General features: G+C 64.4%; 15 protein-coding genes and 1 pseudogene. 6 read left to right on the forward strand and 10 right to left on the reverse strand.

Annotation, left to right across the window (positions count from 1 at the left end):
• Positions 1-507: 507 nt before the first annotated feature.
• The 3 genes from ACRAKJ_RS08940 to ACRAKJ_RS08950 are packed head-to-tail and all read left to right on the forward strand — an operon-like array spanning position 508 to position 9,442.
• The gene (locus ACRAKJ_RS08940) at positions 508-3,738 is read left to right on the forward strand and encodes a helicase-related protein (RefSeq protein WP_438919941.1); all 3,231 of its coding nucleotides are present in this window, start codon (positions 508-510) and stop codon (positions 3,736-3,738) included.
• Positions 3,735-6,530: a hypothetical protein gene (locus tag ACRAKJ_RS08945; protein WP_438919942.1), complete on the forward strand. Its 2,796-nt coding sequence runs from the start codon at positions 3,735-3,737 to the stop codon at positions 6,528-6,530. The genes ACRAKJ_RS08940 and ACRAKJ_RS08945 overlap by 4 nt, the downstream gene beginning before the upstream one ends.
• Positions 6,527-9,442 (forward strand): DUF499 domain-containing protein, encoded by a 2,916-nt coding sequence (locus ACRAKJ_RS08950; RefSeq protein WP_438919943.1) that lies wholly within the window; start codon positions 6,527-6,529, stop codon positions 9,440-9,442. Before ACRAKJ_RS08945 ends, ACRAKJ_RS08950 begins: the two co-directional genes overlap by 4 nt.
• A 766-nt stretch (positions 9,443-10,208) precedes the next feature.
• Here the strand turns inward: ACRAKJ_RS08950 and ACRAKJ_RS08955 are convergent.
• From ACRAKJ_RS08955 to ACRAKJ_RS08980, 6 genes are all read right to left on the reverse strand, one after another.
• A complete protein-coding gene (locus ACRAKJ_RS08955; RefSeq protein ID WP_438919944.1) occupies positions 10,209-10,823 on the reverse strand; it encodes a hypothetical protein in 615 nt (204 codons plus the stop codon).
• A gap of 665 nt (positions 10,824-11,488) precedes the next feature.
• Positions 11,489-12,667 carry a UPF0158 family protein gene (locus ACRAKJ_RS08960; protein WP_438919945.1) on the reverse strand — a complete coding sequence of 393 codons (1,179 nt, stop codon included), beginning with the start codon at positions 12,665-12,667 and terminating at the stop codon, positions 11,489-11,491.
• 806 nt (positions 12,668-13,473) lie between these two features.
• Positions 13,474-14,463 carry a hypothetical protein gene (locus ACRAKJ_RS08965; RefSeq protein WP_438919946.1) on the reverse strand — a complete coding sequence of 330 codons (990 nt, stop codon included), beginning with the start codon at positions 14,461-14,463 and terminating at the stop codon, positions 13,474-13,476.
• The gene (locus ACRAKJ_RS08970) at positions 14,460-14,666 is read right to left on the reverse strand and encodes a hypothetical protein (protein ID WP_438919947.1); all 207 of its coding nucleotides are present in this window, start codon (positions 14,664-14,666) and stop codon (positions 14,460-14,462) included. The genes ACRAKJ_RS08965 and ACRAKJ_RS08970 overlap by 4 nt, the downstream gene beginning before the upstream one ends.
• Positions 14,663-15,295 carry a helix-turn-helix domain-containing protein gene (locus ACRAKJ_RS08975; protein ID WP_438919948.1) on the reverse strand — a complete coding sequence of 211 codons (633 nt, stop codon included), beginning with the start codon at positions 15,293-15,295 and terminating at the stop codon, positions 14,663-14,665. The genes ACRAKJ_RS08970 and ACRAKJ_RS08975 overlap by 4 nt, the downstream gene beginning before the upstream one ends.
• Positions 15,292-15,612, reverse strand: a complete 321-nt coding sequence (locus ACRAKJ_RS08980; RefSeq protein ID WP_438919949.1) for a hypothetical protein — start codon at positions 15,610-15,612, stop codon at positions 15,292-15,294. Before ACRAKJ_RS08980 ends, ACRAKJ_RS08975 begins: the two co-directional genes overlap by 4 nt.
• A gap of 392 nt (positions 15,613-16,004) precedes the next feature.
• On the opposite strand from ACRAKJ_RS08980, the gene ACRAKJ_RS08985 reads away from it, so the two are divergent.
• Positions 16,005-16,238, forward strand: a complete 234-nt coding sequence (locus tag ACRAKJ_RS08985; RefSeq protein ID WP_438919950.1) for a hypothetical protein — start codon at positions 16,005-16,007, stop codon at positions 16,236-16,238.
• Here the strand turns inward: ACRAKJ_RS08985 and ACRAKJ_RS08990 are convergent.
• The gene (locus ACRAKJ_RS08990; RefSeq protein WP_438919951.1) at positions 16,235-16,627 is read right to left on the reverse strand and encodes an integrase core domain-containing protein; all 393 of its coding nucleotides are present in this window, start codon (positions 16,625-16,627) and stop codon (positions 16,235-16,237) included. The genes ACRAKJ_RS08985 and ACRAKJ_RS08990 overlap by 4 nt on opposite strands.
• A gap of 26 nt (positions 16,628-16,653) precedes the next feature.
• Positions 16,654-17,304: a helix-turn-helix domain-containing protein gene (locus ACRAKJ_RS08995; RefSeq protein WP_438919952.1), complete on the reverse strand. Its 651-nt coding sequence runs from the start codon at positions 17,302-17,304 to the stop codon at positions 16,654-16,656.
• Between the two features lie 85 nt (positions 17,305-17,389).
• Here ACRAKJ_RS08995 and ACRAKJ_RS09000 point away from each other — a divergent pair.
• A pseudogene (locus ACRAKJ_RS09000) lies at positions 17,390-17,499 on the forward strand (IS481 family transposase); the annotation flags it as partial.
• A 93-nt stretch (positions 17,500-17,592) separates the two neighbouring features.
• On the opposite strand, the gene ACRAKJ_RS09005 reads toward ACRAKJ_RS09000, so the two are convergent.
• Positions 17,593-21,120: a glycosyltransferase gene (locus ACRAKJ_RS09005; RefSeq protein WP_438919953.1), complete on the reverse strand. Its 3,528-nt coding sequence runs from the start codon at positions 21,118-21,120 to the stop codon at positions 17,593-17,595.
• A 172-nt stretch (positions 21,121-21,292) separates the two neighbouring features.
• Between ACRAKJ_RS09005 and ACRAKJ_RS09010 the strand changes: the two genes are divergently transcribed.
• Positions 21,293-22,939 carry a TIR domain-containing protein gene (locus tag ACRAKJ_RS09010; RefSeq protein WP_438919954.1) on the forward strand — a complete coding sequence of 549 codons (1,647 nt, stop codon included), beginning with the start codon at positions 21,293-21,295 and terminating at the stop codon, positions 22,937-22,939.
• Positions 22,940-23,097: 158 nt separating this feature from the next.
• Here ACRAKJ_RS09010 and ACRAKJ_RS09015 read toward each other — a convergent pair whose 3' ends face one another.
• Positions 23,098-23,298: a hypothetical protein gene (locus ACRAKJ_RS09015; RefSeq protein ID WP_438919955.1), complete on the reverse strand. Its 201-nt coding sequence runs from the start codon at positions 23,296-23,298 to the stop codon at positions 23,098-23,100.
• Positions 23,299-23,684: the final 386 nt, after the last annotated feature.

Consider the following 23,684-nt stretch of genomic DNA (forward strand, 5'->3'; position numbering starts at 1 on the left):
CCGCGGTATCGAGCACGTACCCACCCGAACCCGCCACATGAACCTCGGTGCGCAACTCGATTTCCCGCCTGATGACCACGAACGGCGGTGGCATGACCGGCTACGTACTTCTCCGTCTGCGCGCCGGTGGTCCCCCTCGTCGTCATGGTTTGCCGAACCGAACACCAGCGCTGACCAGCTGCATCGTTATAGACGACGCACACGCGCCGAGGTTGGTTGGTTCCACAGGATCGGATCGGTTGGATCTTCGAGTGCAACACTTCACGACCGGGGCGCGATGGTCAGCAGGTGAGCAGCTCACCGGTACTCCCGGCACGATCTAGCGTCCGACCGATGAAGTCCCTGCGCCGTTGAACGGCCGCAAGGACGGCGTGGTGATCATGCGTTCATCACGCACCTCTCTGGAGCGCTACGTAGGTTTCAGGCAGGCGATTCCACCGCCGGTGGAATCGCTGCGGTGGCGATCTGGTAGATGTACCTGGCTGCGGGGATGATGGGGGAGACACCGTGACGGAGGCAGAGGCCGACTTACTGCCGGAGCCGGGCGCTCAGGTGACTGTAGATGGGCAGTTGGTCACCGTGGTGGCCGCGACGAGGAACTTGTCCGGTGCCGACTTGGTGTACCGCCGCGGCGACGGCTCGCTTGGCGAGGCATTGCTGGACTCTGCGGACCTGGTTCGTGCACACGTGCCGATGAACGACGCCGGTGGTCACCCGCAGCGGGCGCTGACCGGGCTGTGGGGCCGGTGGATGCAGTACGCAGTGCCGCGCATTCGCTCTGCTGTGCTGGCCACACGACCGCTTCGACCTTATGCCCACCAGGACGAAGCCGTCTTCACCCACATGCTGGCTCAGCCCCGGCTGCGGTTCCTGCTCGCCGACGAGCCCGGCACCGGTAAGACGATCATGACCGGGATGTACGTCGCCGAGGGCACTCGGCGTGGCCTCATCCCAGGCCGGACGGTCATCGTCGTCCCGGCCCACCTGGTTGAGAAGTGGCGCCGAGACTTACGGCGCTATTTCGCCATCGATGCTGATCGGCTCACCCCCGAACTGGCCCGTGACCCGAAGGAGCTCGACCCACGGGTGAGCGTTTGGGTCGTCTCGGTTGACCTCTTCACCTACAACCCTGACGTCCGACGCAAGGTCGCCGGTGCCCGTGCATCCTGGTCGTTAGCTGTTTTCGATGAGGCACATCGGCTTACCCCGACCTCGCAATACCTGACCGCAGCCCGTGAGCTGTCGGTCCGTACCCATCACCTGCTGCTGCTGACCGCCACGCCCCACCGTGGCAAGGAGCATTTTTTCCGGGGCCTGCTCAACCTCCTTGACCCGACGCTGTATCCCTGGGATCCGCGGCAGACCGAGTACGACACTGCGTTACGGCCGAGCACTCTGTCCTTCCTGCGCAGGATGAAGGAGGAGCTGAAGGACCTCACGGGCCGGGCCCTGTTTCCGCCGCGCTACGCCGAGACCATTCAGGTCGGCCTCACTGGGCCGGAGAAGACCGCCTACACGGCGGTCATGGACTATGTCGACACCTTCTACGGCGAGAACGCCACCCTGGCCCGGTCCATCTACGGCAAGCGCGCCGCCTCCTCGATCGTCGCGGCCGCATCCACCATCCGTCGCCGAGAGGGAGCGCTTCGCGGCCCGGCCAGCGGCCGAACCGATGCGCCGGTTCCCGAGGAGTTCATCGGTGCTGGCGTGGACCTGCAGTTCGAGGTCGCCGACGAAGACGCATGGCAGCGGGCCGAGGACACCGTGGTCACTGCCCGAAGCAAGGGTAAGAGCGAGGAGTTGAAGCGCATTACTGCGGTCCTGGAGACGCTGGAGCAGGCTGTCGCCGTGCCGCCGACGAAGTGGTTACGGGCGCAGGAGTTGATGGATCGACACGGTATCCGTCCTGGCGAGGGCCAGCTGTTGGTATTCACTGAGTTTGCCGACACAGCCCGCTGGCTGGCAAGCGTGTTCGCCGAGGTCGGGTTCACCGTGGAGACCCTCGAGGGGGCGGTCGGCCACCGCGAACGTGACCAAATGCAGCAACGTTTCCTCGATGGGCAGTTCCAGGTGCTGGTCAGCACCGACGCCGGCGGTGAGGGCATCGACTTGCAGTCCGCGCACGTGATGCTCGACTGGGACATCCCCTGGTCGCTGGTCCGCCTCGAGCAGCGGATGGGCCGGCTGCACCGCATCGGCCAGAAGAAGCCGGTGCACATCTATCACCTGGTGGCACCTGCTACTCGTGAGGGCCGCGTCCAAGAAGTCATGCTGCAGAACCTCGAAACCGCCGGGCAGTCGCTGAACGGCCGGATCTTCGACCTGCTCGATGCGACCGCCGCCCGCGCCGGTTTCGACTACGGCCGCGCCTTGGTCGAGGCCCAGCGCAGCAGCACCGCCGTGTACGTACCGGTGCCAGGCGCGCAGGAGTTGCTCGACGCCGCCCGCGAACTGGTCGCCGATGAGGACCGTCTGCACACCCCAGCCAACACTGCTGAGGCGATGGCCCGCTTCCGCGCCGATCGATTGGAGGCGATCAACCCGGTCATCGTGGACGCGTTCGTCGACCAACTGGCTTGGGCCCGCGACTGGGCACTGGGCCCAGGCCCGGCGAAAGGCATCCGTGAGGTCAGCTCGAAGCGGCCATTGCCACCCGCGCTCGGTGGTGGCCTTGAGCGGCTGGTCGCTGCCGACGGCGCGTCGGTACGTCAGGCGATCAACGACGGTGCAGAGGGCCTCGATGACGTCGTGGTCCTCGGGCCGACCGAGGAGCCGTTCACCGAGCTCGTTGACCTGGCCTTGCACGAGGGCGAGACCGAGCTCATCCGCGGCAGCCACCTCGTGGACACGGCCGCGCTGACCGGATACATGCTGCTCATCTACGACGCCGAGGTGGAGGCGCATGACGGTGTCCGCCGCCACCGCCGCAAGGCCCCTCTGCTCATTCGGTTCTCCGGCGCAGGTGCGTTCGAGATCGCCTGGGAATCGCTGATGACGTTGCGGCCGGACACCACCGGGTCCACACCGGCGGCTGGCCTACCGCCAGCGGTGCGTACCGAGGGCATGGCGCAGGCGCAGGTCGCTCTATCTCGCGAGGTCGACCGCGTTCGCGCTGAGCGCGCTGCCTGGGTGGTGAAGGCGCGCGAGCAGCTCGACCAGGTCGAGTACCGCTATCTCGATGAGCTCGACGAACTGCCTGCCGAGGTCCGCCGCGAGCGGCGTGACGTATTTGCCGCGCTCAAGATTGATCGGCTCCGGCAGTTGGAGGACATCGGCAAGGTAACGGGGGCCGCGCCTCGGCTCATCGGCTGGGTCCAGGTAGCTGCCGGTTCCCGCATCACCGAACTCGGCTATGACCCTGACAGCGAGGCGGTCGCGGTCGCCACCGTGTTGGAAGAGTTGGAGAGGCTCGGTTACGTCGTTGACGACCGGCAGACTGCTGGCGTCGGCTACGACCTTTTCACCCGCCATCCGCAGACAGGCGAGCAGCGACTAGTTGAGGTCAAAGGCTTTCAGGCCAGACTCGAGGCCGTCTGGCTCGAGCAGCATGAGTGGGCGCAGGCTCAGCAGCGTGGCGAGGACTATTGGTTGTACGTAGTGACAGATTGCGCGACCAGGCCCACAGTCGTCCTGCGCGCGCAAGATCCGGCTGGGCAACTGGCTGCCGGACCGCGGCGCATAGAACGGTTCCAGATCAAGGTTACCGACCTGAAGCGGCTGATGAAGGGCAAAGAGTGAACACCGAGGAAACCGAGCGGGCGACTACTGCGACGGGCTGCCCTACTACCGTCGGTGACACGCGCGAACGTTTGATTGACCATTGGTTTCCCTGCACCACCGTCGACGCTGCCGTTGGGACGCCTACTGGCTCCGGTCGCAGTGAGAAGGCTATTTTTCCGTGGTTCGCCTCGCGTCCTATCGCGCAGGCGCGCGCTGCCGTCCTGACCACGCTTTTGCCAAACGACGATAGCTTGCGAAAGTGGGTCGAGGACGCCGTCCGCTCCGGCAGCCCTGACGCCTTCCAGCGATTAGAGGCCTGTGTCCTCGACAACTACGGGGGCCGCACGCCCGTAGTTGTCGACATATTTTCCGGCCGCGGCATCATCCCCCTCGAGGCTGCGCGGGTCGGCGCAACCGCCGTCGGCACCGACTTGAGCCCAGTTGCAACCCTAGCCGGACGCCTTCTTGCGGATTGGGCGATCCGTGACTGGTCTGCGGAGCCGTCTCTCCCGTTCAAGAGCGATGCGCCTACAAAGCTGGACCTCACGGATGCTGATCGCCTTGGCTCTGACGCGCGGTTGCTTCACGAGGAAATCGGCCGTCGGATGCGGGACGCGCTGGCCGACTTCTACCCAGCCAACTCGGACGGCCGCCGTCCGTGGGGCTACCTCTGGACCGTCTCCATGCCGTGCGACCAGTGCCATCGCCGGTTCCCCCTCATCGGCAGTTTCGTCCTACGGCACCCCTACCACCGTACGCAGGATCTTGGTCAGTCGATGAGTCTGATCGTCGATGATGACGCCTGGAGGATTGAGGTCGTAGAGGGCCCTTCCGTCGCACAGCCGACCTACTCGTCAGCAGGGAAAAAGGGCAAGAGCGCTCGTTGCCCCTTCTGCAGCCACGTGCACAGCCTGGAAACGGTGAAGGCTAAGGGCTTCGTCGGGCAGTACGTCGACGAGCCGTTGGTCGCCGCAGACTTCACCGCGGACGATGGCGACACCAAGAAGATCTTCCGGGTACTGCGCGCGGACGAGCGGGCCGCAGCCCTGTCGGCCCGTCCCGAACTGCTGCCGAAGGTCGGGCACCTGTCCGCAGTTCCCGATGAGGCCATCCCGACGGGCAACGTGCATACGGTGCAGGCTAGCGGCTACGGCTACACCAACTACGGTCAGCTCATGTGTGACCGGCAGACCCTGCTGTTCGGCACTCTCGCCGTACAGATTCGCGCCTGCCACCTAGAGATACTCAACGCTGGCATTTCGGCCGAGTATGCGCACGCCCTGGCTTCCTTCGCCGCAGCAACCCTCGTACGCGGCCTTCGCTACGCGACACGCGGTGCGCGGCTGCGCCCTCACGGTAAACCAGATGGCTCAGGGCAGAACCGGGTTCAGGTCGGAGACCTCTTTGCCAATGAAGCAAGCTTGTCCTTCCAGTTTGACTTTTTCGAGGCTGGCATCGGGGAAGGGCCCGGAACTTGGGCTGGTTTGACCCAGACCGGCATGACGCCGCTAGCGGCGCACCTGCGTAGGCGGCGCGGAAAGCCTGCCCGGTTCCGGCGCGAGAATGCTATGGCTCTACCGTTCCGCGACGGAACGGTAGACGCAGTCGTGACGGATCCGCCGTATTACGACATGATCGAGTACTCCGACGCCTCGGACTTCTTCTACGTTTGGCTCCGACGTGCTCTCGTCGACGTGCAGCCAGACCTATTCGCTGACACCATCGGCACCGAGGTGGCTCCCGACCTGCAGAATAAGGATGACGAGATCATCGTCCGCCGCGTCTACAATGGAGGCATCCGACACGATCGCGACTTCTACGAGCGGTCGCTGTCCAGGGCCTTCCACGAGGCTCGGCGAGTCTTGCGCCCCGACGGGCACCTCGTCGTTGTCTTCGGGCATTCCGACCCAGACGCTTGGCTGCGCCTGCTGGGCGCGCTGCACGACGCTGGCTTCGTCGTAACGAGTGCCTGGCCATCCCGGACCGAGACGTCCAACACAGGTGTCGCCAGCATCAAGGTCACTGTCACCATCGGCTGCCGGGTCGCCGCGCCGGTGCGCCCTGTCGCTACCGCCGCGCAGGTCGACCGTGAGGTGACGGAGGCTGTCAAGGCTGCCGTGCGCGGATGGGATGCCGACGGTCTCGCGCTGACCGACCAGTTGATGGCGGCCTATGGGCCAGCGATGGAGGTCTACGGCCGATACAGCAGCGTTCTGTTGCCCACCGGTGAGCAGGCTGGCCTAGAGCGTTACCTCACTCTGGCCCTCGCCGCAGTCCGGGATGCGACGGCGCTCAAGCTTGACCAGTTGCCGCTGGAGACATTCGACGCCCCAACCCGCTTCGCAGTCTTTTGGCAGCGCCTACACGGACGCACCGACGTTCCGAAGGGTGAGGCCAGGTTCCTTGCGCAGGCTGACAATCTCCGGCTGGAGGAGATGCGTGGGCTGCTGACCGAGAGCAGGAGCGGGTTCAAACTGCGTCTGGACAGCCCGGAGGCGGTCGGCCACGGGTCTTCGAGCTTCGAGGTCGCCCGTGCGATGGCGAAGGCATGGGACGACGGCGGCACCGAGGCGGTCGCAGCCGTCCTAGCGATCGCCGACCGGCCAGCCAATGACGCCCACCTGTGGGCGGTCGTCGCTGAGATCGTCCGCCAGTTGCCGACCAGCGACCCAGTTGCGAAGGCCCTTACCGCCGTCCAGCGGAACGCCGGAACCATCGGAACCATGATCGAGTACGTGGCCGCGACCGCCGCGGCAGAGACGGACGCGCAGGCACAACTGGCCTTGTCGTTCGGGGAGGACCAGACGTGACCACTAGTAACTCCGCACCCCACTGGGCGGATATCCTCGAGCTGCGGCCCGAAGTGCGCACCTCCGATGGTTCCATCGGAGAGTTACAGATGAGCTTGCACAAGGCCGTCTACCAAACCGTCGACGTTCCCTACCGCAAGGTCGAGTACTACGGCGACATTACTGAGCCGACTCCAAACTTGGTCGGGTTCTTCGCCCGGGTCGCCCGTCGGCTGGGCACGAATGCCGACGCTCCCGCGCTGTTTCACCTCGACCAGGGTATGGGCGGTGGCAAGAGCCACGCCCTTGTCGGTTTGTACCACATGGTCAATAGTCCCGACGAGTTCTTCGCCACCGATTTGGGCCAACAGGTGCACGCCGAGGCCGCGCGCAGCACAGGTGAGATCGATCTAGCCAACGCGGTCACCGTAACGCTCACTGCGGACTACTTCAGCCCTAGAGCCACCAACGAGGTGTTCGGCCCGGCGACCAATCTGTTTGAGCGGTTCATCTGGGCTCTGGTGAGCGGCGACATGGACCGCTACCAGCGTTACATCGCCGGCGGGCCGAACAAGGGAACCTTGCAGCAGGCGCTGACTGATACTGGACGGCCGGTGCTGATCCTGCTCGACGAGCTGATGGACTATATCCTGGCGCTGTCCGACGTCGCCCATATCGACACGATGCCGAGTGAGAAGGCGTTCCTTAATGCGCTGATGGACGCTTGCGATGACGTTCCCTGGGTGGCGTTTGTCGTCGTGATGATCCGCTCCGAACTCGACGAGCGCGGTTACCCGCCGCAGGCCGTCGACTTCCGCGACTACGTCGGGGCCCGGCTAGTGCGCAACGGCCAGACCGTCGCCGTCACTGAGGCGCAGGACTTTTCCGCGATCATTCGCCGCCGGCTGTTCGAGCTGCCGGACGGCGAGATGCCACTTCGAGACCTGACTCGCCGGTACACGGCCGCCGCCGACGGGGCCTGGCGTCAGCAGGTGTTCGACAAACTGGGTGCCAATCGCGGGCTGCCGGGCTTCGAGGAGCGCGCGGCGGCTAGCTACCCGTTCCACCCGGAGTTGATGCGATTGGTACGCGAAGAGTGGTCGCAGGTCTCCGGCTTCCAGCGGGTCCGCTCCACCGTCGCCATCTTCGCTCGCACCGCGCTGCACTGGGTCAGCGAGCACAAGGGTGGACGGTGGGCGCCGCCGCTGATCGGCGTCGGGGACATCCCGCTCACTGTCGCGCTCGAGCAGTTGCTGTCCTCCGGCCTGCTGCTCGGCAACGACCGCGCAATCCAGGGCTACCGAGCCGTGGCGAATACCGATGTCACCAGTACTGACGGCCGGAGCGGCCGCGCGGTCAACGTCGATGCAGCATTACGTCGCGATGGCGTCGCCGTTGACCAGCCAGCGCCTGCGGTACGAATGGCGACTGCCCTGCTGTGCTATTCGATCGTAAGCCGCAGCCAGGCCCGCCGCGGTGCCACGAAGGCTGAGCTGCTGTTGGCGATCTTCGGGCCGGCTGGCGCGCTCGCGCCGTATCCTGCCGCCGAGGAGGTCTTCAACAAACTCACCGGCGACGACGGCCTTGGTGCCCTCGAGGTCACTACGCCGAGTAACGCACCCGCCCGGTACCACCTGTCGATCAAGCAGACCCTGCGCATGTATTTCACTGCGGCGATGGCGGTCGTTCCGCCGAATGCCCGCGGCGACCTAGTCTGGGAGCAAGCGCGCAAGCTGGCCTTCAAGGGCAGGTTCGATGACCTCGTGCGCATTGACAAGCCTGCCCAAGATGCACCCTTGGACAAGGTGTTCGAGGGCATCGACAGCTCCCAGACGCAGCTGGTGCTGCTCGACCCGCGTCGCTGGACGTTGCTCAACGGTAAGGACTCCGCCAGCCGGCAGGACATCACCGCCCTGCTCGGCCTCGGCGACAACCCTCTGCGCGTGGACAATGCCGCTAGCTGTGTTGTCGCCTGCGTGAACACTCAGCGGCGCGATGTCGCGCTCAAGCGAGCCGCAGAGGTGCTGGCATGGCGTGAAGTGATCAAGCAGTTGACCGACGATACAGAGGACGAACTGCGGGAGGCTCGCAGCAAGCACGATGAGGCCATCGGAAAGCTGCGCCGTGACGTCGAACGGGCTTACCAGCATTACGCCTATCTGGTGCGCGCTGGTGACCTGCATGTGGAGTTCAAGCGGTTCGACGAGGACAGTCGCACGGCGCTCAACGGTGACCACGTCTGGACCGCGCTAGTCGACGCTGGACGCGCGACCCAGCCCACCGGGCTGGCTGCGGGCTACCTGGCCGCGCTGCTCGCCGACTTCGGACGTGAACTGACCCTCCGCGAGATTGTCCAGTCGTTCTACAAGAACCCGGCGTTTCCGTTGGTTTCCTCCACTGACGAAATTCGTCGCGTCCTGTATGAGCTGATCAGCGACGACTGGGAGCTGATCGACGCTGACGGCAACCGCTTGGCCGTAGCTGGTTCCACACAAATCTCTATCAACTCGATCAACCAGACGCTGCGCCGCCGCAAGGCCGAGCAGGTGGCACCACCCCAGCCTTCTGGTGGCGGTGAGCGGTCCAGGGGCGGTCAGCAGCCTGGGACCGGTGGTCAGTTGCCAGGTAGTGGCGGTCAGTTGCCCAGTGGCGGGCGGCAGCCGAAATCCACGCCGCCCGCCCCCAGTCCGACCGTCTATAAACGGTACCGACTGCGCTTGACCAACAAAAGCATAACCAGTGGTGATGCCCGTGAGCAGGCATGGCAGCTGCTCCAAGAATTGAGGAAGGTCATCGACCCAGCCAACCAGGCCGATCACCAATTGCTCAGCCTGGACCTCACCCTCGTCACTGCCGAAGGCGAGCAGGGTGCCATCGAGGCGAAGGCCAAGACGCTTGGCGCACAGGTTACGGTCGAGGACGACGAATTTTAACCAGGACGAGCGCGACGAGCCACAAGTGATACCAGTCCTGGCTGGATAGCCACTCGATGATGCATCGTGCGGCATCCGCCCTGCGGCCGAGTACACCGTCTCGTGTCTTGTGGGGCACGAGGCGGTGTACGCCGAACGGGATCAGCTCGCCGCCCACCTCACGATCATGTTCCTGACGCGCGGATGGTGCGCGGTTGGCGCAGCTCAGCAGCATTGTCCAGTATTTTGACACCCCCAGGACTTGGCTGCGTGGCGGCGCGCGAGAAGGTCCCGGTGCTGGCGCAGCACCGCCTCCGGGCTTTACCGGCACCCGGAACCGACGAAGTGCTTCCACTGAGAGCCGGTAGTGGTATCGCGAAGAACGCTCGGTCGCCGGGGGAGAATCGCGGCCGAGTCTTGCCCGTTTAACCCTCCCGGGTCGTGATCTGGTGCCGCAGCGCGAGGCTCTCCGCGTCCTTATCCCGATAGCTCATGGGCCGCAGGCCCAGCAACCCGAACGCGTTGGTCACGCCCAGGTAAGCCAGTCGGGCAGCAAGGCCGACCGTCATGCCGTGCTGATTGACAACTGTTCGAGATCACGACCGCTTCCGTACACCATCTCTGCAACCGTCCGTCACCTACGCGGACGAGGTTGTCGACAGGTGCAGCATTGTCAGGCATCTAGTTAATCATCGTCGAGGAGCCGATGGCAGTGCATCACACTAAAACGGACATCACATCTCATGCAAGCCCGCTGGGTTATTCAACTCATGCCGAGGCTATCCCGCTAGCCGTGGAGTTCAGACATAGGAATCGACTTACCTACAGGGCCCTTGTGAGTGGGGAGTGGAGTCCCATCGTGACCAAGATTGGCCACCCACTCAAGCGTCTCGCCAACCCTTCGGTGCAGCTTGAAGTAGCAGCCGCCGTGTCGATCTTGTCTTGCGACGACTTTTGAGTACCACAGCGGGCCTTTATCGAACTCATAGAAATGCCCGAACCGGTCGTGTTTCTTCTTGCTTGTCCATGAATCTATAGGAAGTGGTGGATCTTCGAGCGTGAGATCGACCACTTTTGCGGCGTTGCCTTCAGCCGAGTCAATCTCTTGGAGTAGCAGTAGCGCCGGACTCAATCTCCGCATGCGGATCAATGCCCGGCGTAGCTCTTGAGAAAAGTCCGCCGCTGAATCCGCCTCAAGCTCGACAACCTGCGGCTGAGCGGTGCCCTCCCGGTAGGAAGATATAAATGCTTCGGCAGAATGAACGCGATTCTTCCATACTGCGAGAACTGATGGCGGCTCGTGGCGGAGGCGAAATGCCAGCTCCGGCCGTTGGCTGCTAGGGTTCAAGATAATCTGCGCGTTGAAATCCAGCACTGAAGATGTGGCTCGCAAGCCGTCCACCACCAATCCCTCACTAAAATCGGAGGGCGCGGAGTCGCACATTAGAATTACAATGCGTTTGCGTGCGACTCCGCTAGGGAGACGTTGCTGGGCCGCAGGTGTGGCTCGAAGCCACAGAGACTCTAGAATTGCGGAGAATGTAGACGTCTCGTCGACCCAACGTGCACTTATCGAAGCGTCTACTGGCGATGCCCCCTTGTGGGGGCCATCTATAACGATTACTCGTGCCACGACTGCAACTCGAGCTCCGCTTACCAAGCCGGCAGGGCTCACGGCAGTTGGTTCCGAGGAGAGGACGGTGGCTAATCCAATGTGGCGAAGGCGGATACTTGGTTCCGGTAGGACGATTCCAGCGTTAAGAAGCTCCTCCGGCGAAGGCGGCCGCAAAGGGACGACCAAGCCCGGGTCTGCCAGAAGTGCCCGCCAAGCGGCCTCTTTTAGATCGTCCTCCACGCCCAGAGGTCGGCTTCTGATGGCCTCTTTGACGCGCATCAGGCCCGCTGATGATCGAGGTAGTTGAACATCCGACTCACCGGAGATAGCCCATTTGTGCTTCAGCTTGATGCCCAAGCCAATGGGGTGCTCGCGGCCACCTAATCTAGGTGCCGCGTCCAGGATCCGGCAGTCTGCAACTAAACTGCGCAGACTAAATCCAATGAGTCTGCTCACGGTTCCAGTATGTACTCCACTGGAATTCGCAATTGTAGCAATTCGGACAGTGGCATGCGGGCTACTGCACGATGAACGCGTGCCCTCACCTGTTCGGAGTCCACGCCGCTCCTTGGTGTTGTTCGATCGGTTCTGCTTGTCACCGAACCGAAGGTTCCGCCTTGATCACGTTGGCGTTTTCGCCCAGTCAAAGAGTCTACATCGTAAAGATCAAATTCAAGGCCGTGTTGTTGCATCCAGTCTTTGACGCGAGCGGTCACTCGTCCGAGCCTGAAGCGGTTCCAACGTTCGGTGAGGCTTGTGTTGGATCGAACCATTGACGTGAATGCGGCGAGGGGCTTCTCTTTTTTTAGAGCATCCTCTAGTAGTGCGCGCTCAGGTTCGCTCGTTTCACTCGCAAATGCCTTCATCCAGCCCAGTTGCTCGTCGATCTGAACTGGTTCGATAACGAGGAATTCGTTTGGGTGATCCATGAATCGCGTGCGAAGTTCGCTCACGTCACTCGACTCACGTGAGGTAGGATCAATCGGAAACTTCGCCGCTCGATGAGTTCGGAGATCGAAAACGCGAGTAATATCTGGACGGTAGTCGAAAAAGGTCGACCATATGTCCGGCCGTATGGATCGTACCGAAGAAGTCGAAGACTCTGGCGGCTGCACATCCTGCGGCATGCTTATTTCGGCATCCTGCCCGCTCCCGTAAGCTGGTAGGCGCACCGCGATGAACCCGGCCTTTTCTGCGGCCACTAGAAAGTGTCGGAAGCTCTTGTGGCCGTATTCACTCTCGCTAAAGCCCCCAGCAGAGAGTCTTTGCATCTCAGTCTTGACTGCGGCAGCCGTCGTCCTTCTCCCGCGGGAACGCAAGTTCGTCACCGCCAACTGGACAAGGCCGAAAGCGGGGTTAGTATCGAGCAAGACATCGGTGGCGTCGGCCACCAGCTTGGGAGTTGACTCAGTAGAGTCGTCGTTAGAGTTGGGCAGCATGCCGCTTAGTTCGACGCCAGAAGTTACAGTCGCCGATGAGGTGGCGAGAGACGTGCCGATGTTGGGCACGCCCTCGCCACTCTCAGGACTGACTGGGTGAGCTTGCACGCTGTCGAGCGGATCGTCTGGACCGCTGGTTGCCGGCTCTCCGCTGGCTTTGGACTGCCCCTCGGGGTTGACGTCCGGGTTCACTCGCTACTCCTCAGCTCCGCGTGCGAGCATGGCAGATCAAGCCTTGGGGGCATGACCTGGTGGGAGTAACTGAACAACCGTCCGAACCTGCCGCCGTTTGAACCTCAGGCCCTGCCAGCCACCCTCGTTGCCAGAGTGGTCGGCTCGCACTGATGCGGCAGGTACTGTATGCCCACCCTACAGATAGGGGTAGGCGCTCAGTCCTCGGATGTCAGGATAGGCATAGTTGACTGTTACGTCAAGCTCATCGCCCACGGGCTGCACAGCGGCCCTGCAAGCTGCCGTCCGAAGCAGGCGGGGACACCCCGAACCGCAGGCTGCGAGCCTCTGCTTCTCAAGATCGTACTCAGCCTTTGTCCCGCTCAACCTTCTGACTCTTGCACCTGCCAGTCGCGTGCCCGCCTGGGACGGATCGCCGCAGGTGCGTCGTCATCCTGTTGCGCGGTGCCCGCATCGCCACTATCCGTCGACGGCGGCTTCCGAAACTCCTGGTCCGGTGAAAGGTCAATCGCGCGAGCCCGCCGCGCGTGCTCGCGTCTGAAGTTGCGAGGCGTCGCGTTGCGCGATCGTGACACGGATGCCTGAGTGACCGCAGCTGGGTGATTGGTGGTCAAGGTGTGGCAGCACGAAGGCCCTGGAGAGGCGGCGGAACGTGTGTTCGGACTGGTCACGATGCGCCCGCGTGGTCAGTTAGGTGATCGCTTGTTCCCGATGGTCAACCCACCGCCTTACGTCCCACCGGGCGCGAGGCGGTGTCGGGAACGGGATCAGCTCGCCACCCACGTCGTCTTCCTGCCGCGTCAGGCTCACGCGGCACCCCTACGCAGGGCGTCGCGGACCTCGCGGGCCGTGTCGGTGCCGCACCCCAGCGCCTCACGCAGCCGGGTCGCGGACGGGTCGGCGGGCAACCGGCCAGAGGCGATCAACCTCCGGGCACGGTTCACCAGTAGAGCCACCCGATCCCCGGTAGCGCCGTGTTGTTCTGCTGCTGTGTCGAGGACGTTTTCCCTGTACCCCGGGCCGGTAGGTGCGGCGGTAGGGCCTACCGGGAGGCCGTGGTCCAGGTCCGCGAACGCGGACCAGATCACCGGCAGTACCGCCACCGCGCCGACCGCGACCAGCGGTCCGATGGCGTGTGCGAGGAGCTGCATCGTGTCGAACCGCGCCCACGGCACCGACACCCACGGCAGGTACGGCCACACGTTCAACGTCAGCGTCACCGCCAGCGCCCCGTACTCGACCACCGTCAGGTGCCGGTGCCGCAGCACCCGGCCGCGAGTCGCCAAGAAGGCCCGTGCGCCGACGACCACCAGCAGCACCGCCGAGATCACCGGCTCCACCGCCCACGCACCCCACCACGCCGCGCCCCGCTCGGTCATCGACCGGGTCAAGGTGTGGTGCACGCCCGTGGTCGACCAGCCCAGCGCACCGACCAGCGCCACCAACGCCACGACGGTCAGTACCAGGCGCACCCGCGCGGCCTGCCAGGCCCGTGCCGCCGGGTCCTGGGCCAGCGTGTGCAGTCGGGCGGCCTCGGCGGCGCGTTTGCGGCTGCGGCGCACCCGGTCGGTGTCCACCAGCAGCGGCGCGGCGTCCGCCTGCAACTCCAACAGGGAGTGCGCCTCGTCCACCTCGGCACGCAACTCCCGGACCCGCCTGGTGGCAGACGGCGGCGCGACGACCGGGGCTGCATCGGACACGACCGGGGCGTGCCCGGCGACGTACCTCTCCAGTTCGGTCACGGCGCGCCGCACGTCGTCGTCGCCCGGTTCGGGGAAGGGGATGAGGGTGGTCATCGCCGCACCTCGCAGTTCCCGCCGGGGCAGTCCACGATGCGCCAGATGCGGCGCGCGGCGGCGTTGCGGCCGGACAACAGGTTGGTCGCATCACGCAGCCGCTCGGCGGCCACCCGGTTCTCCAGGCAATGCGCCGGGGAGATCCAGCCGCAGGGGTGCGCCAGGGTGGCGGGCTCGGCGTAGGTGAGATGCACGCGGCTCATCGGCCACCCCCGCTCCGGCGCGGCGCGCAGTGCGGGCACGGCACCGACCGCGTGCGGTCCTCGTCCTGCCAGACCACGCGGGCGCTGACCGGGTCACCGGGGCGGGCGTCGCACTGCCCACACTCCGGCGGCACCGCCGAGCGCCCACCGGGCGCGCTCGGCGAAGGACGGTTCTTCGTACGGTTAAAGGACGGTTCGGGTGCAGTGTTTGCACCTCGTGCCGTCGCTGCTTGCACCCCGCGGGGTCGCGTTTGCACCCTGTGCTGGTCAGCGGGGCGCAAACTCTGCACCTCGTCCGCTGAGTTGTCCACAGGCCTTTCGGCGCGGTGCATGGCCAGGTCCCATCCGCGCGGGCGGCGGTCGGAGCGCTTCACATATGCGGCGACGATCGTCGGGTCGGACGGGTCGATCAACTTCAGCTCCTCCAGCGCCCGCAGCGCGTACTGGACCGACCGCTCGGACAGTCGGGTGTAGCGCACCAGCGTGGAGACGGCGGGGAAGGCGTTGCGGCCGAACGGGTCGGCGTGGTTCGCCAGGCCCAGCAGGACGACGGCCAGCGATGAGGCGTCGCGTCGGTCGCGGGGGATGGGGGCGTGGTTGAGCGCCCAGGTGATCGCCTCGATGCTCACCAAGCACCGCCCACGGCGCGGACCCGGTGGAAGAGGCTGGCGACGGTGCCGACCACCGACGTGTCCCGGTCGGCCAACCACTCGACGACGTCCCGGTCGTGCTCGCCCAGAACGATGCCGTCCAGCGGCTCAAGGAGCGCGGCAACTCGGTCGGCGTGCTGACGAGCACGCCACTGCTCAGCAGTCTCACTCGCCTGTGGGGCGTCAAAGCGCCCAGGACCGTCCATATCGAACGGTGGTCGGATGCGACGCGGCGGACGTCGGAGTGGCACGACGAACGCCGGATTCGGCGCGTTGAAAGGGATGGTGTTCCTCATGAACAGGACCTCTGGTGCTCGGGTCCCGTCTCACAGGCGTCTCACGAACCTGTTAGACGAGGCCGGACTGGAGGCCCTGACCTGGACTGCCGCCGGACTCGACCAGCCACAACGGACCTGAACGGGCCACTGTGGACATCCCTTGTCCCGCTGGGGGTCAAGGGGTCGCAGGTTCAAATCCTGTCGTCCCGACGGTCTGAAGAAGCCCGCTCGATCTGGATGAAAGACCAGGTCAGCGGGCTTTTTCGCGTGCTCGTGTCGATCTTGGGATGACTGTCCATAATGGTCTGTACTGGTCGGTAACGCGGGGTTTGGGAGGATTTTGGGAGGATCGGATCGAGCGGGGCGAAATGGGGTCGCGTTGGCTAAAGCGAATCGTGTCCTCCGTTCGGGTGTTCTTCCTGGTCGTGGTCGACGTGCGCGGCGGTGCTGTCCGGGTGCTTCCAGTCGGTGATTTCGAGCAGCGCGCACGCCGCTACCGGTCAACACGGGTGGTGCCCGGTGGTGGCCGCGTGGATGTTCTGCGCGTAGCGGCCATCATGGGCGGCATTCCGACGGGACGTCCGATCGCGCGGCAGATCGTGTGGGGTGCCAGAAGTCGGCTATATGGTCTGACCTGCGGTTAGGCGGCTGCGGGTTCGTACTCGTTGATCAGGCCGCCGAGGACTGGTCGGCGGCGTGTCGAGGTGTAGCCCGGCTCTGCGATCGGCCGGTCTGGTCGCGGTGGTGTGAGTTGTAGGGCTTGGTGTGGTCGGCGGTGGTTGTAGTGGGAGACGTAGCGGTCCAGCACGGTCCGCAGGTGGTGTTCGTTGATGATGAGCAGTCGGTCGGTGGCTTCGCGTCTGACGGTGCCGACGAACCGTTCGGCGTAAGCGTTGGCTTGCGGGCACCGTGGTGGGATCTTCACGACCTGGATGCCGGTGGCGGAGAAGACCGCGTCGAACGAGGCGGTGAACTGTCCGGCCCGGTCGCGGATCAGGAACCGGAAGTCGTCGGCCCGGTTGCCGAGGTCCATGAGTAGGTTGCGGGCTTGTTGCGTGGTCAAGGGCCGTCCGGGTTCGTGGTGGTGCCGAGGATGTGCACGTAACGCGTGGCGACCTCCATTATGAAGAACACGTAGACGCGCTTGAGGGTGACGGCGCAGTCGACGTGGAAGAAGTCGCAGGCCAATAGGCCAGCTGCCTGGGCGCGCAGGAATCTGTGCCATGACATGCCGGTGTCACGCTGGGGCGCGGGCGGTACCCGCAGGCGCTTGAGCACACGGCGAACCGTTGACGCGGCTACCCGATGGCCGAGCTTGAGCAGCTCGCCCTGGATCCGGCGGTAGCCCCACCCGGTGTTCTCCAGGGCCATCCGTTCGATCATCGCCACGATGGTGTCGTCGATCGGAGGTCGGCCGGTGCGGTTCGGGTAGGTCCACTTCCTCGCGACCAGACGCCGGTGCCACCGCAGGACGGTGCCCGGTGTCACCAACCGGTGTTGCCGTAACCGGTCGGGTAGTCGTCGGACCAACGCGGCGAGCACCGCGCGATCGGCCCAGTCCAACCGCGGGCGGGGACTGACCCGACGTAGCACGGCGACTTCGTGCCGCAGTACCAGCAGCTCCACGTCCTTGGCCGCCGATGACCGGCCGAGCAGAACCAGCCAGCCGACGAGCCGCACGAAGATCAGGTACACCAGTCGTAGTGCCACGCCTCACGATCATGCTCCTGCAGCACGTAGTGCGCGATTGCCGCAGCTCAGCGCCTCAGCGCAGAGGTCTGGCATCCCACAGGCCGTCTGGAACGTGCACTACAACTACATCGACCACACACTGCCGCTGGAAACCAACCGCCAGTCACCCGGCTCCACGACGGCGTCACCAACGTCATGGCCTCATACACCTAACCGCAGGTCAGACCGTGTGGCCGACTATTGGCACCCCATACGCTCTATTAGCGACGATGCCTTTTCGAGCGGCACACCTTCGACAACCGCTGCCTATTCTGGCATTCCGATTTCCGTGCCTGCTGCTATGGGCGCGGTCCGCAGCGCATCGAGCAAGCCCTTTGCTGCCATCTCCCAGGTCCGTTTGCTCGCCATCACCTCGCGGACGGTGGCCGCAGTGACGCCGGCGGCCTCAGGATTCATGAGGACTGACCTGATTGCCTCACCCCAACGCCGGACGTCGAACTTGTCGCGTTTGATCGGTACCACCACCCGACCGGCCACATTGTGTGGAAGGAGTTCGTCGAGGAGCACCCCGAGGCCGCTCGACCCGCTGACCAACACCGGCTTCTCGGCGACGATCGCCTCCAGGCCTACAAGCCCGAAGCCCTCGGTACGCGAGGGCATGACGACCAGCGTGGCCCGTCGCATGTCCTGTTCGACGACCTCCGCACGCGCGGTGTACGCACGAGGCAGTATTCGTACGGGCTTGCCGTCGGTCCAGACCTCGACCAGTTCTCGCAGGCGTGCCTCGCCACCGATGGGAACGCCCCGGATCACCAGTTCGATTTCGGGCTCTCGTGGATCCCTCAGTTCGAGCAGATAGGCGATCGCACGAACTGCCAGGTCGAGGCCCTTGATGTCAGCCTCGCTCTCGCCGAGTCGGCCAGCTATCAGGATTTGGACGACCCGGCCACCACGGGGCGAGTTATGGTTCAGTCCCGGCTCGGCGATGTCGAACCCAGGGTCGAACCGCAATGGTGTCCGGGCTCCGGGGTAGCCGCCGAGGCCGACGCACAGCCGGTCGTGGAGCACAGGGCCGACTCCGTAGGCGAGCGCGGCACCCCTGGCGAGCTCCCACTCGTCTTCGACGCGTTCTTCACCCCGTTCCATGAGGCCCGGCTCCGGGGCGACCTTGTCGAACTCGACGTGGTCGGCGATAGTGTGCATGAAGTGAACCCGCCGCGCTGTGGTGAAGTAGTCCTCGACGATGCGCACGGCCGCCGGCCCTGTCTTCCGGCCGTGCCCGATGACGGCGTCCGGGACGGCACCTGCGGGCAGTGCCGGTCGTCGGGTCAACGACTTGTCACGCGGTTCGCCAGGGGTGCGTTTGGCGATGACCAGTTCGATTCCGACCACCGCGGCATCTCGGACCTCGGCATCCGACGCAACGGGCACATAACAGAACACTTCGGCGCCTGCCTCAGCCAATGAGACGCACAGCCGCCGATTGAAGGTACTCAGGCCGCCATGACCGGACGACCACTCGGTTGCGACCGCGAGCACGGTCGGCCCTTCCGTTCGACCGGCCTTTAACGATGGTTCTGTCGAAGCGGGGCGGGCCACGCTGGGCCGAAGCCGCTTGGCCTCGGGTGCGCCGATCGCGGAGTAGAGGTCAAGGGCGGCCGTCTTGTGCTGATCGGCCTCCTCGTGTTTCCCGAAGGAGGAGACGATGTCTCCCAGCGACTCCAGAGCGATCGCCTCCTCATAGATCCCGGACCCGGATCGTGCCTGGTCGATGGCGGCCTTGAGATAGTCGATGGCGCCGTCCCGGTCGCCGCCGCCGATCACCGCGCGCCCCAGATCGATGTAGACCTTGGCGATCTGCTTGGGCCGGAACCCGAGCCGTTCGTAGTCGGCCAGGACCGTGCGCAGGTCCGCGGTGGCTTCCTCCAGCATTCCGAGTTCGAGTTCGGCACGTGCGACGCAACGCAGTGCGATGGCAGCGTGCCATTCCGCCTGGTCGGATCGGTAGAAGTCATAGCACCGGCGACCCAACCGCAGCGCGTTCTCGTAGTCGGCCTCGTAGTAGTACAGCCAGGAACGGTTTTTGACCGCGTTGATCTCCCCGTGGACGTCATTCACGTCACGGAACGCGCCCTCGGCCATCACGTAGCACTTCTCGGCTTCCCTGTGCCTGCCCAACCTGGACAGCGCCATGCCCTGGTTGTTGAGGATGAGACCTTCCGCTCGGCGATCGCGCGTACGAGCCGCGGCATCGGCGGCGACGTGGTAGCAGTCTACCCAGACATCCCACTGCTTGGCCTCGTAGAAGTATCCGCGCAAGCAGTAGGCGAATTGCCAGCAAAGTTCGTCGTACCCGGCATCCGTCATGTACTTTAAGAGTATCGGGAAATTTTCCAGTTCGGCGCTCATCCAGGCCATCGCGGAATCGAAGTCCGCGAAGTCAGGTTGAGTGCGGGACTCGCCCTGAAGTGACAAGGTTATTCGATGGCGGTGCGGGACGATAGCCCTGTCCGCCGCGTCCGCCGCACGAACATAATACTCGAAGAGATTGCGTCGTGCGACGTCGAGTTCTTCGGCGGACACGGCATCCGTCCAGGTCCGGCGCAGATACGCGCGGAACAGGTCGTGCAGCCGGTATGCATTCCTGGAGTGGTGTTCGAGCAATCCAGCGCGTTTCAGTCGGTCCAAGACGAGTTCGGCGTCGGCTGAGGAGCGGTCTTCCAACGCCGCCACACTCGGCGTGTCGATTCGACTTCCCGGGTGGTGTGCAATGAGGACCAGAATCCGATGCTGGTCCGGAGAAAGGGAAGCGCAGGACGCCGAGAAAACGCCCATCATGCTCCGCTCGCCGTCGTCAAGCTCTTCAAAACGAGACTTCTCGTCGGTGAGCCGCAAAGCCACGTCTTCGAGAGTTCTAGACCAGTTGTCCCGGAACCGGGCCGCTACGATCCGGACCGCGAGCGGAAGGCGGCCACAGAGTTCCACGATGGAGCCGACCAACTCCGGGTCACCACGATCGGCCAAATCTTCAGGCAGGTCGGCAACCAGGTGGAAGAGGTGGATCGCGGACTTCCGGTCCAGCGTCTTCACCTGCCATTGCAGGGCGTCGTCCAGCGAAGTGAGTTGTGCGCGACCGGTCACTAGGACGGCCGATGTCGGTATCGGCGGTATCAGAGGTCGCACCTGATCGCTCGACTTGACTCCATCGAGTATCAGGAGGACGCGCTTATCAGACATCAACTGCCGATACTGGGCAGCGCGCTCGCCGACGTCATCCGGAATCAGCTCGCCGGGTACCCCCAACTGGCGGAGGACCGAGGCGACTACATCGGATGATGCATGAGGGTTGCCGTGGAGACGGTAGCCCTCCAGATCGACGTAGATACAGCCGTCTTGGTACTGGTCCCGGAGCAGTCTGGCTAATCGGATTGCCAGCGCGGTCTTGCCCGCTCCGCCGATACCGTGGAGGACGCATATCCGCGCGTGATCAGGTGATCTGTTGCCGTCGGAGGGCTTGAGGTACTGAATGAGGCTGGTGACGTCATCGTGACGACCGACGAAGTGAGTCGGCTCCAGAGGCGGGGCAAAAGAAGGGTGGGTTGCACGCCGAGGGCGAGCCGCACTCCTTGCCGCGAGCCTTCCCAGTTCGCCGCCGGTGTCGAGAGCCCTGTCGCAAAGGACGGCGAATTCGACCGTCGGACGCGAGATCCCCGTTTCGACCCGGCTGATCTGCGCAGTGCTGTAATGGATGACGCGACTCAGTGCCCGGAGGCTCAGCCCGTTGCCCACCCGCAGCTCTCGCAGTCGGGCCCCGAACATGTCGTCACCGGGCATCGAACAGGCCTCCTCTCGCCGGGGGCAGCTTAGCGGGTTCTCGCCGCTGCAGGAAGCGCTCTGAACGGAGGCGGGTCGACCCAGGCGTTACACATTTCAATGGAGACAATGTAACGGTATGCCGAGGACTGCAGACCCGGTACCGTGCCGGGTAGGAGGAAGGAGCAGCCACGTGTCGAGCGACGCCGGAACACCCCGGTTCGACGTGTTCCTGTCGCGCAGCGGCTCGGACCGCACGCCGGTGAGGGCACTGGCGAGGGCGCTGCGCCGAATCGGCGTGCGGGTGTTCCTGGACGAGGACTCAATCACCCGATTCACCGGCATCAGCAGCAGCATCGCGAACGCCCTTGCATCCTCCAAGACCCTGGTCGCGTACTACTCTGCCGACTATGCGATCAGGGCCGCCTGTCAACATGAGCTGATGATCGCGTTTCTCGCCGGACAGCGGGAAGGCGACGCGCTCCGCAGGGTCATGGTCATCAACCCGGAGCCGAACAACCGCCATCTGGCACCCGCAGAGCTCGCCGACGCCCTGTTCGCGCGACCGGCGACCACTGACGGGGCGCTCGACGAACTGGCACGGGAGATCAAGGCGCGGACGGCTCCGATCCCGACCGGCATCGGAGCGTCGGGGCCCCTCATGCGACCAGGTCCCCACGCCACTGACACCTTCGGATTCGTCGGTCGGTACCGCGAATTGTGGGAACTTCACAGCGGGTTGATCGCGCCGACCTTTCCGATGACCCAGGCCTGGCGCAGCACTGCCGCCGCATCGATTTGCGGTCTTCCCGGCTCCGGCAAGTCAGCGCTCGCCGCAGCCTACGTGACACGGTTCCACGGCGCACACCCGGCCGGAGCGTGGTGGGTCAGCCTGAGCGGCACCGCAACGTCAGCCATGGCGGTGGACGCCTACGTATCCGCCCTGGAACGCTTCGGTCGACTGTGCGGTCCCGACCACCCAGGCGTCCTCGTCGTCGACGACGTGCCGGCGCACCTGGATGTTGTTGCACTCGGCCAGTACGCTGCGCCACCCGGTCTGCGAACAGTGTTCGTGAGCAATGAGAATCTCTTCGACGTTCGCATGCCAGTGATCGAACTGGGCCCGATGGCACACCACGACGCCGTTGCCGTCCTCTCCCGCCGCAGGCCGCCCGAGAACGACGGCGAATCGACTGCACTTTCCAAAGTGGCACATCTGCTCGGCCACCACGCGGGTGCGCTTGTGACCGCAGCCCATCACCTTGAAGACCGACAAGGGCTTCTCTCCTACGCCGAATACGCAACGCAGCTCACCAGCATGACGCCGTCTTTGGCCACGCTTGCTGCACCCTTCCGGTCCCTGATCGACGGCCTCTGCCACGACGAGAGGCTTGTGCTGAGCGTCATACTTCTGACTGGCTCGCTCACGATACCCGCACGACTTCTTCGGACACTCGAGCAGCGCGACCCCGGACCGGCGCTGTCCCGACTCCGTTGTCGCATGATTGCCAAGCGGTCGGGAACGATCTGGAGATTCGAGCCCTTACCGGTCGTCGCGTTCCAGCGGTTCGGCAAGGTCACGGCACCCAATTGGAAGGCGAGCAACCTCGTTGCCGAGGCGGTACGGGAGATGATGGCCGACCCTGATATCGGCGCCGACGAATGGGCTTGCGTGGCGGACGTCGCCAGCCGTCTTCGGAAGCACACCACCAGCCCCACGGCAGCAGAGGGCTTGCGCTTATTCCTCGGCAGGCGATGGATGATCGAGAAGTCCTCATCGAGTGCGTCTCCGAACGACGGCTACGCCGGAAGTAGCGCTCCTGCAACAGCCGTGCATTGAAGCCTCTTGGGCCTGCAGGCATGCGTGGAAGCCACAGCAGCAGTAGTTGCGACCGTAGGTACGGCGTCTGGGTCGGATCGACGAGCCTCGGCTCGAACGCACCCGTACAGCACCGCAGCGTCGTGGTCGATGCCTGCCGAAAATGTCATCCGTGTAGGTCAGGCAGCATAGTGGTATTCATTGAGGATGCCGCCCAGTCGTTGTAGTCGGCGGATGTCGAGTCGGGTGACCGCTGCTTGATGGGTGGCTGGCTGTGGCAGTGGTTGTAGTGGTCTGGCATTGGCGATGCCTCCCTTTACCTGCATGAATGGAGTTCTTGGCAGGTACAGGGTTATCTTGTACAGCAGGGACACGATCACCCGGACATGCTCTCAAGACGGTGAAGCCTTCGCTCTACCAGCGACGATGTCTTTCCGAGCTGCGCAGGCTTAGCCCCGACGAGTACGAAGCCGCCTGGCACGCCACCCAGGCCGAACCGACTGCCATCCCGGCATCACCGACCCGATCCAGGTGACAACCGCCTCGGGTTATCGGGGGAACCTCAGGCAGTCGCGCGGGTCGCTGCGTGGCGGTCCGCACAGAGAAAGAACGCGTCGACCGAAAACAAGGATGGCCCAGATAATACGAAGGTGCCTTGCGGATCGACACCGCCGTTCGTCCCTGTCGAGTCGTGGCCCCTAGTGTCGAAGGCGTCGAACCGTCCAGGATGAGTGCAGAGGCTCAGTTCGAGGGTGTAGGGACATGT

The sequence above is a fragment of the Saccharothrix sp. DSM 118769 genome (assembly GCF_052936295.1).

Bases quoted from the DNA above. Each gene is read 5' to 3' on its own strand.
- ACRAKJ_RS08965 (WP_438919946.1), bottom strand. From the start codon at position 14,463: ATGACCACCCTCATCCCCTTCCCCGAACCGGGCGACGACGACGTGCGG.
- ACRAKJ_RS08970 (WP_438919947.1), bottom strand. From the start codon at position 14,666: ATGAGCCGCGTGCATCTCACCTACGCCGAGCCCGCCACCCTGGCGCAC.
- ACRAKJ_RS08980 (WP_438919949.1), bottom strand. From the start codon at position 15,612: ATGAGGAACACCATCCCTTTCAACGCGCCGAATCCGGCGTTCGTCGTG.
- ACRAKJ_RS08990 (WP_438919951.1), bottom strand. From the start codon at position 16,627: ATGGACCTCGGCAACCGGGCCGACGACTTCCGGTTCCTGATCCGCGAC.
- ACRAKJ_RS09005 (WP_438919953.1), bottom strand. From the start codon at position 21,120: ATGCCCGGTGACGACATGTTCGGGGCCCGACTGCGAGAGCTGCGGGTG.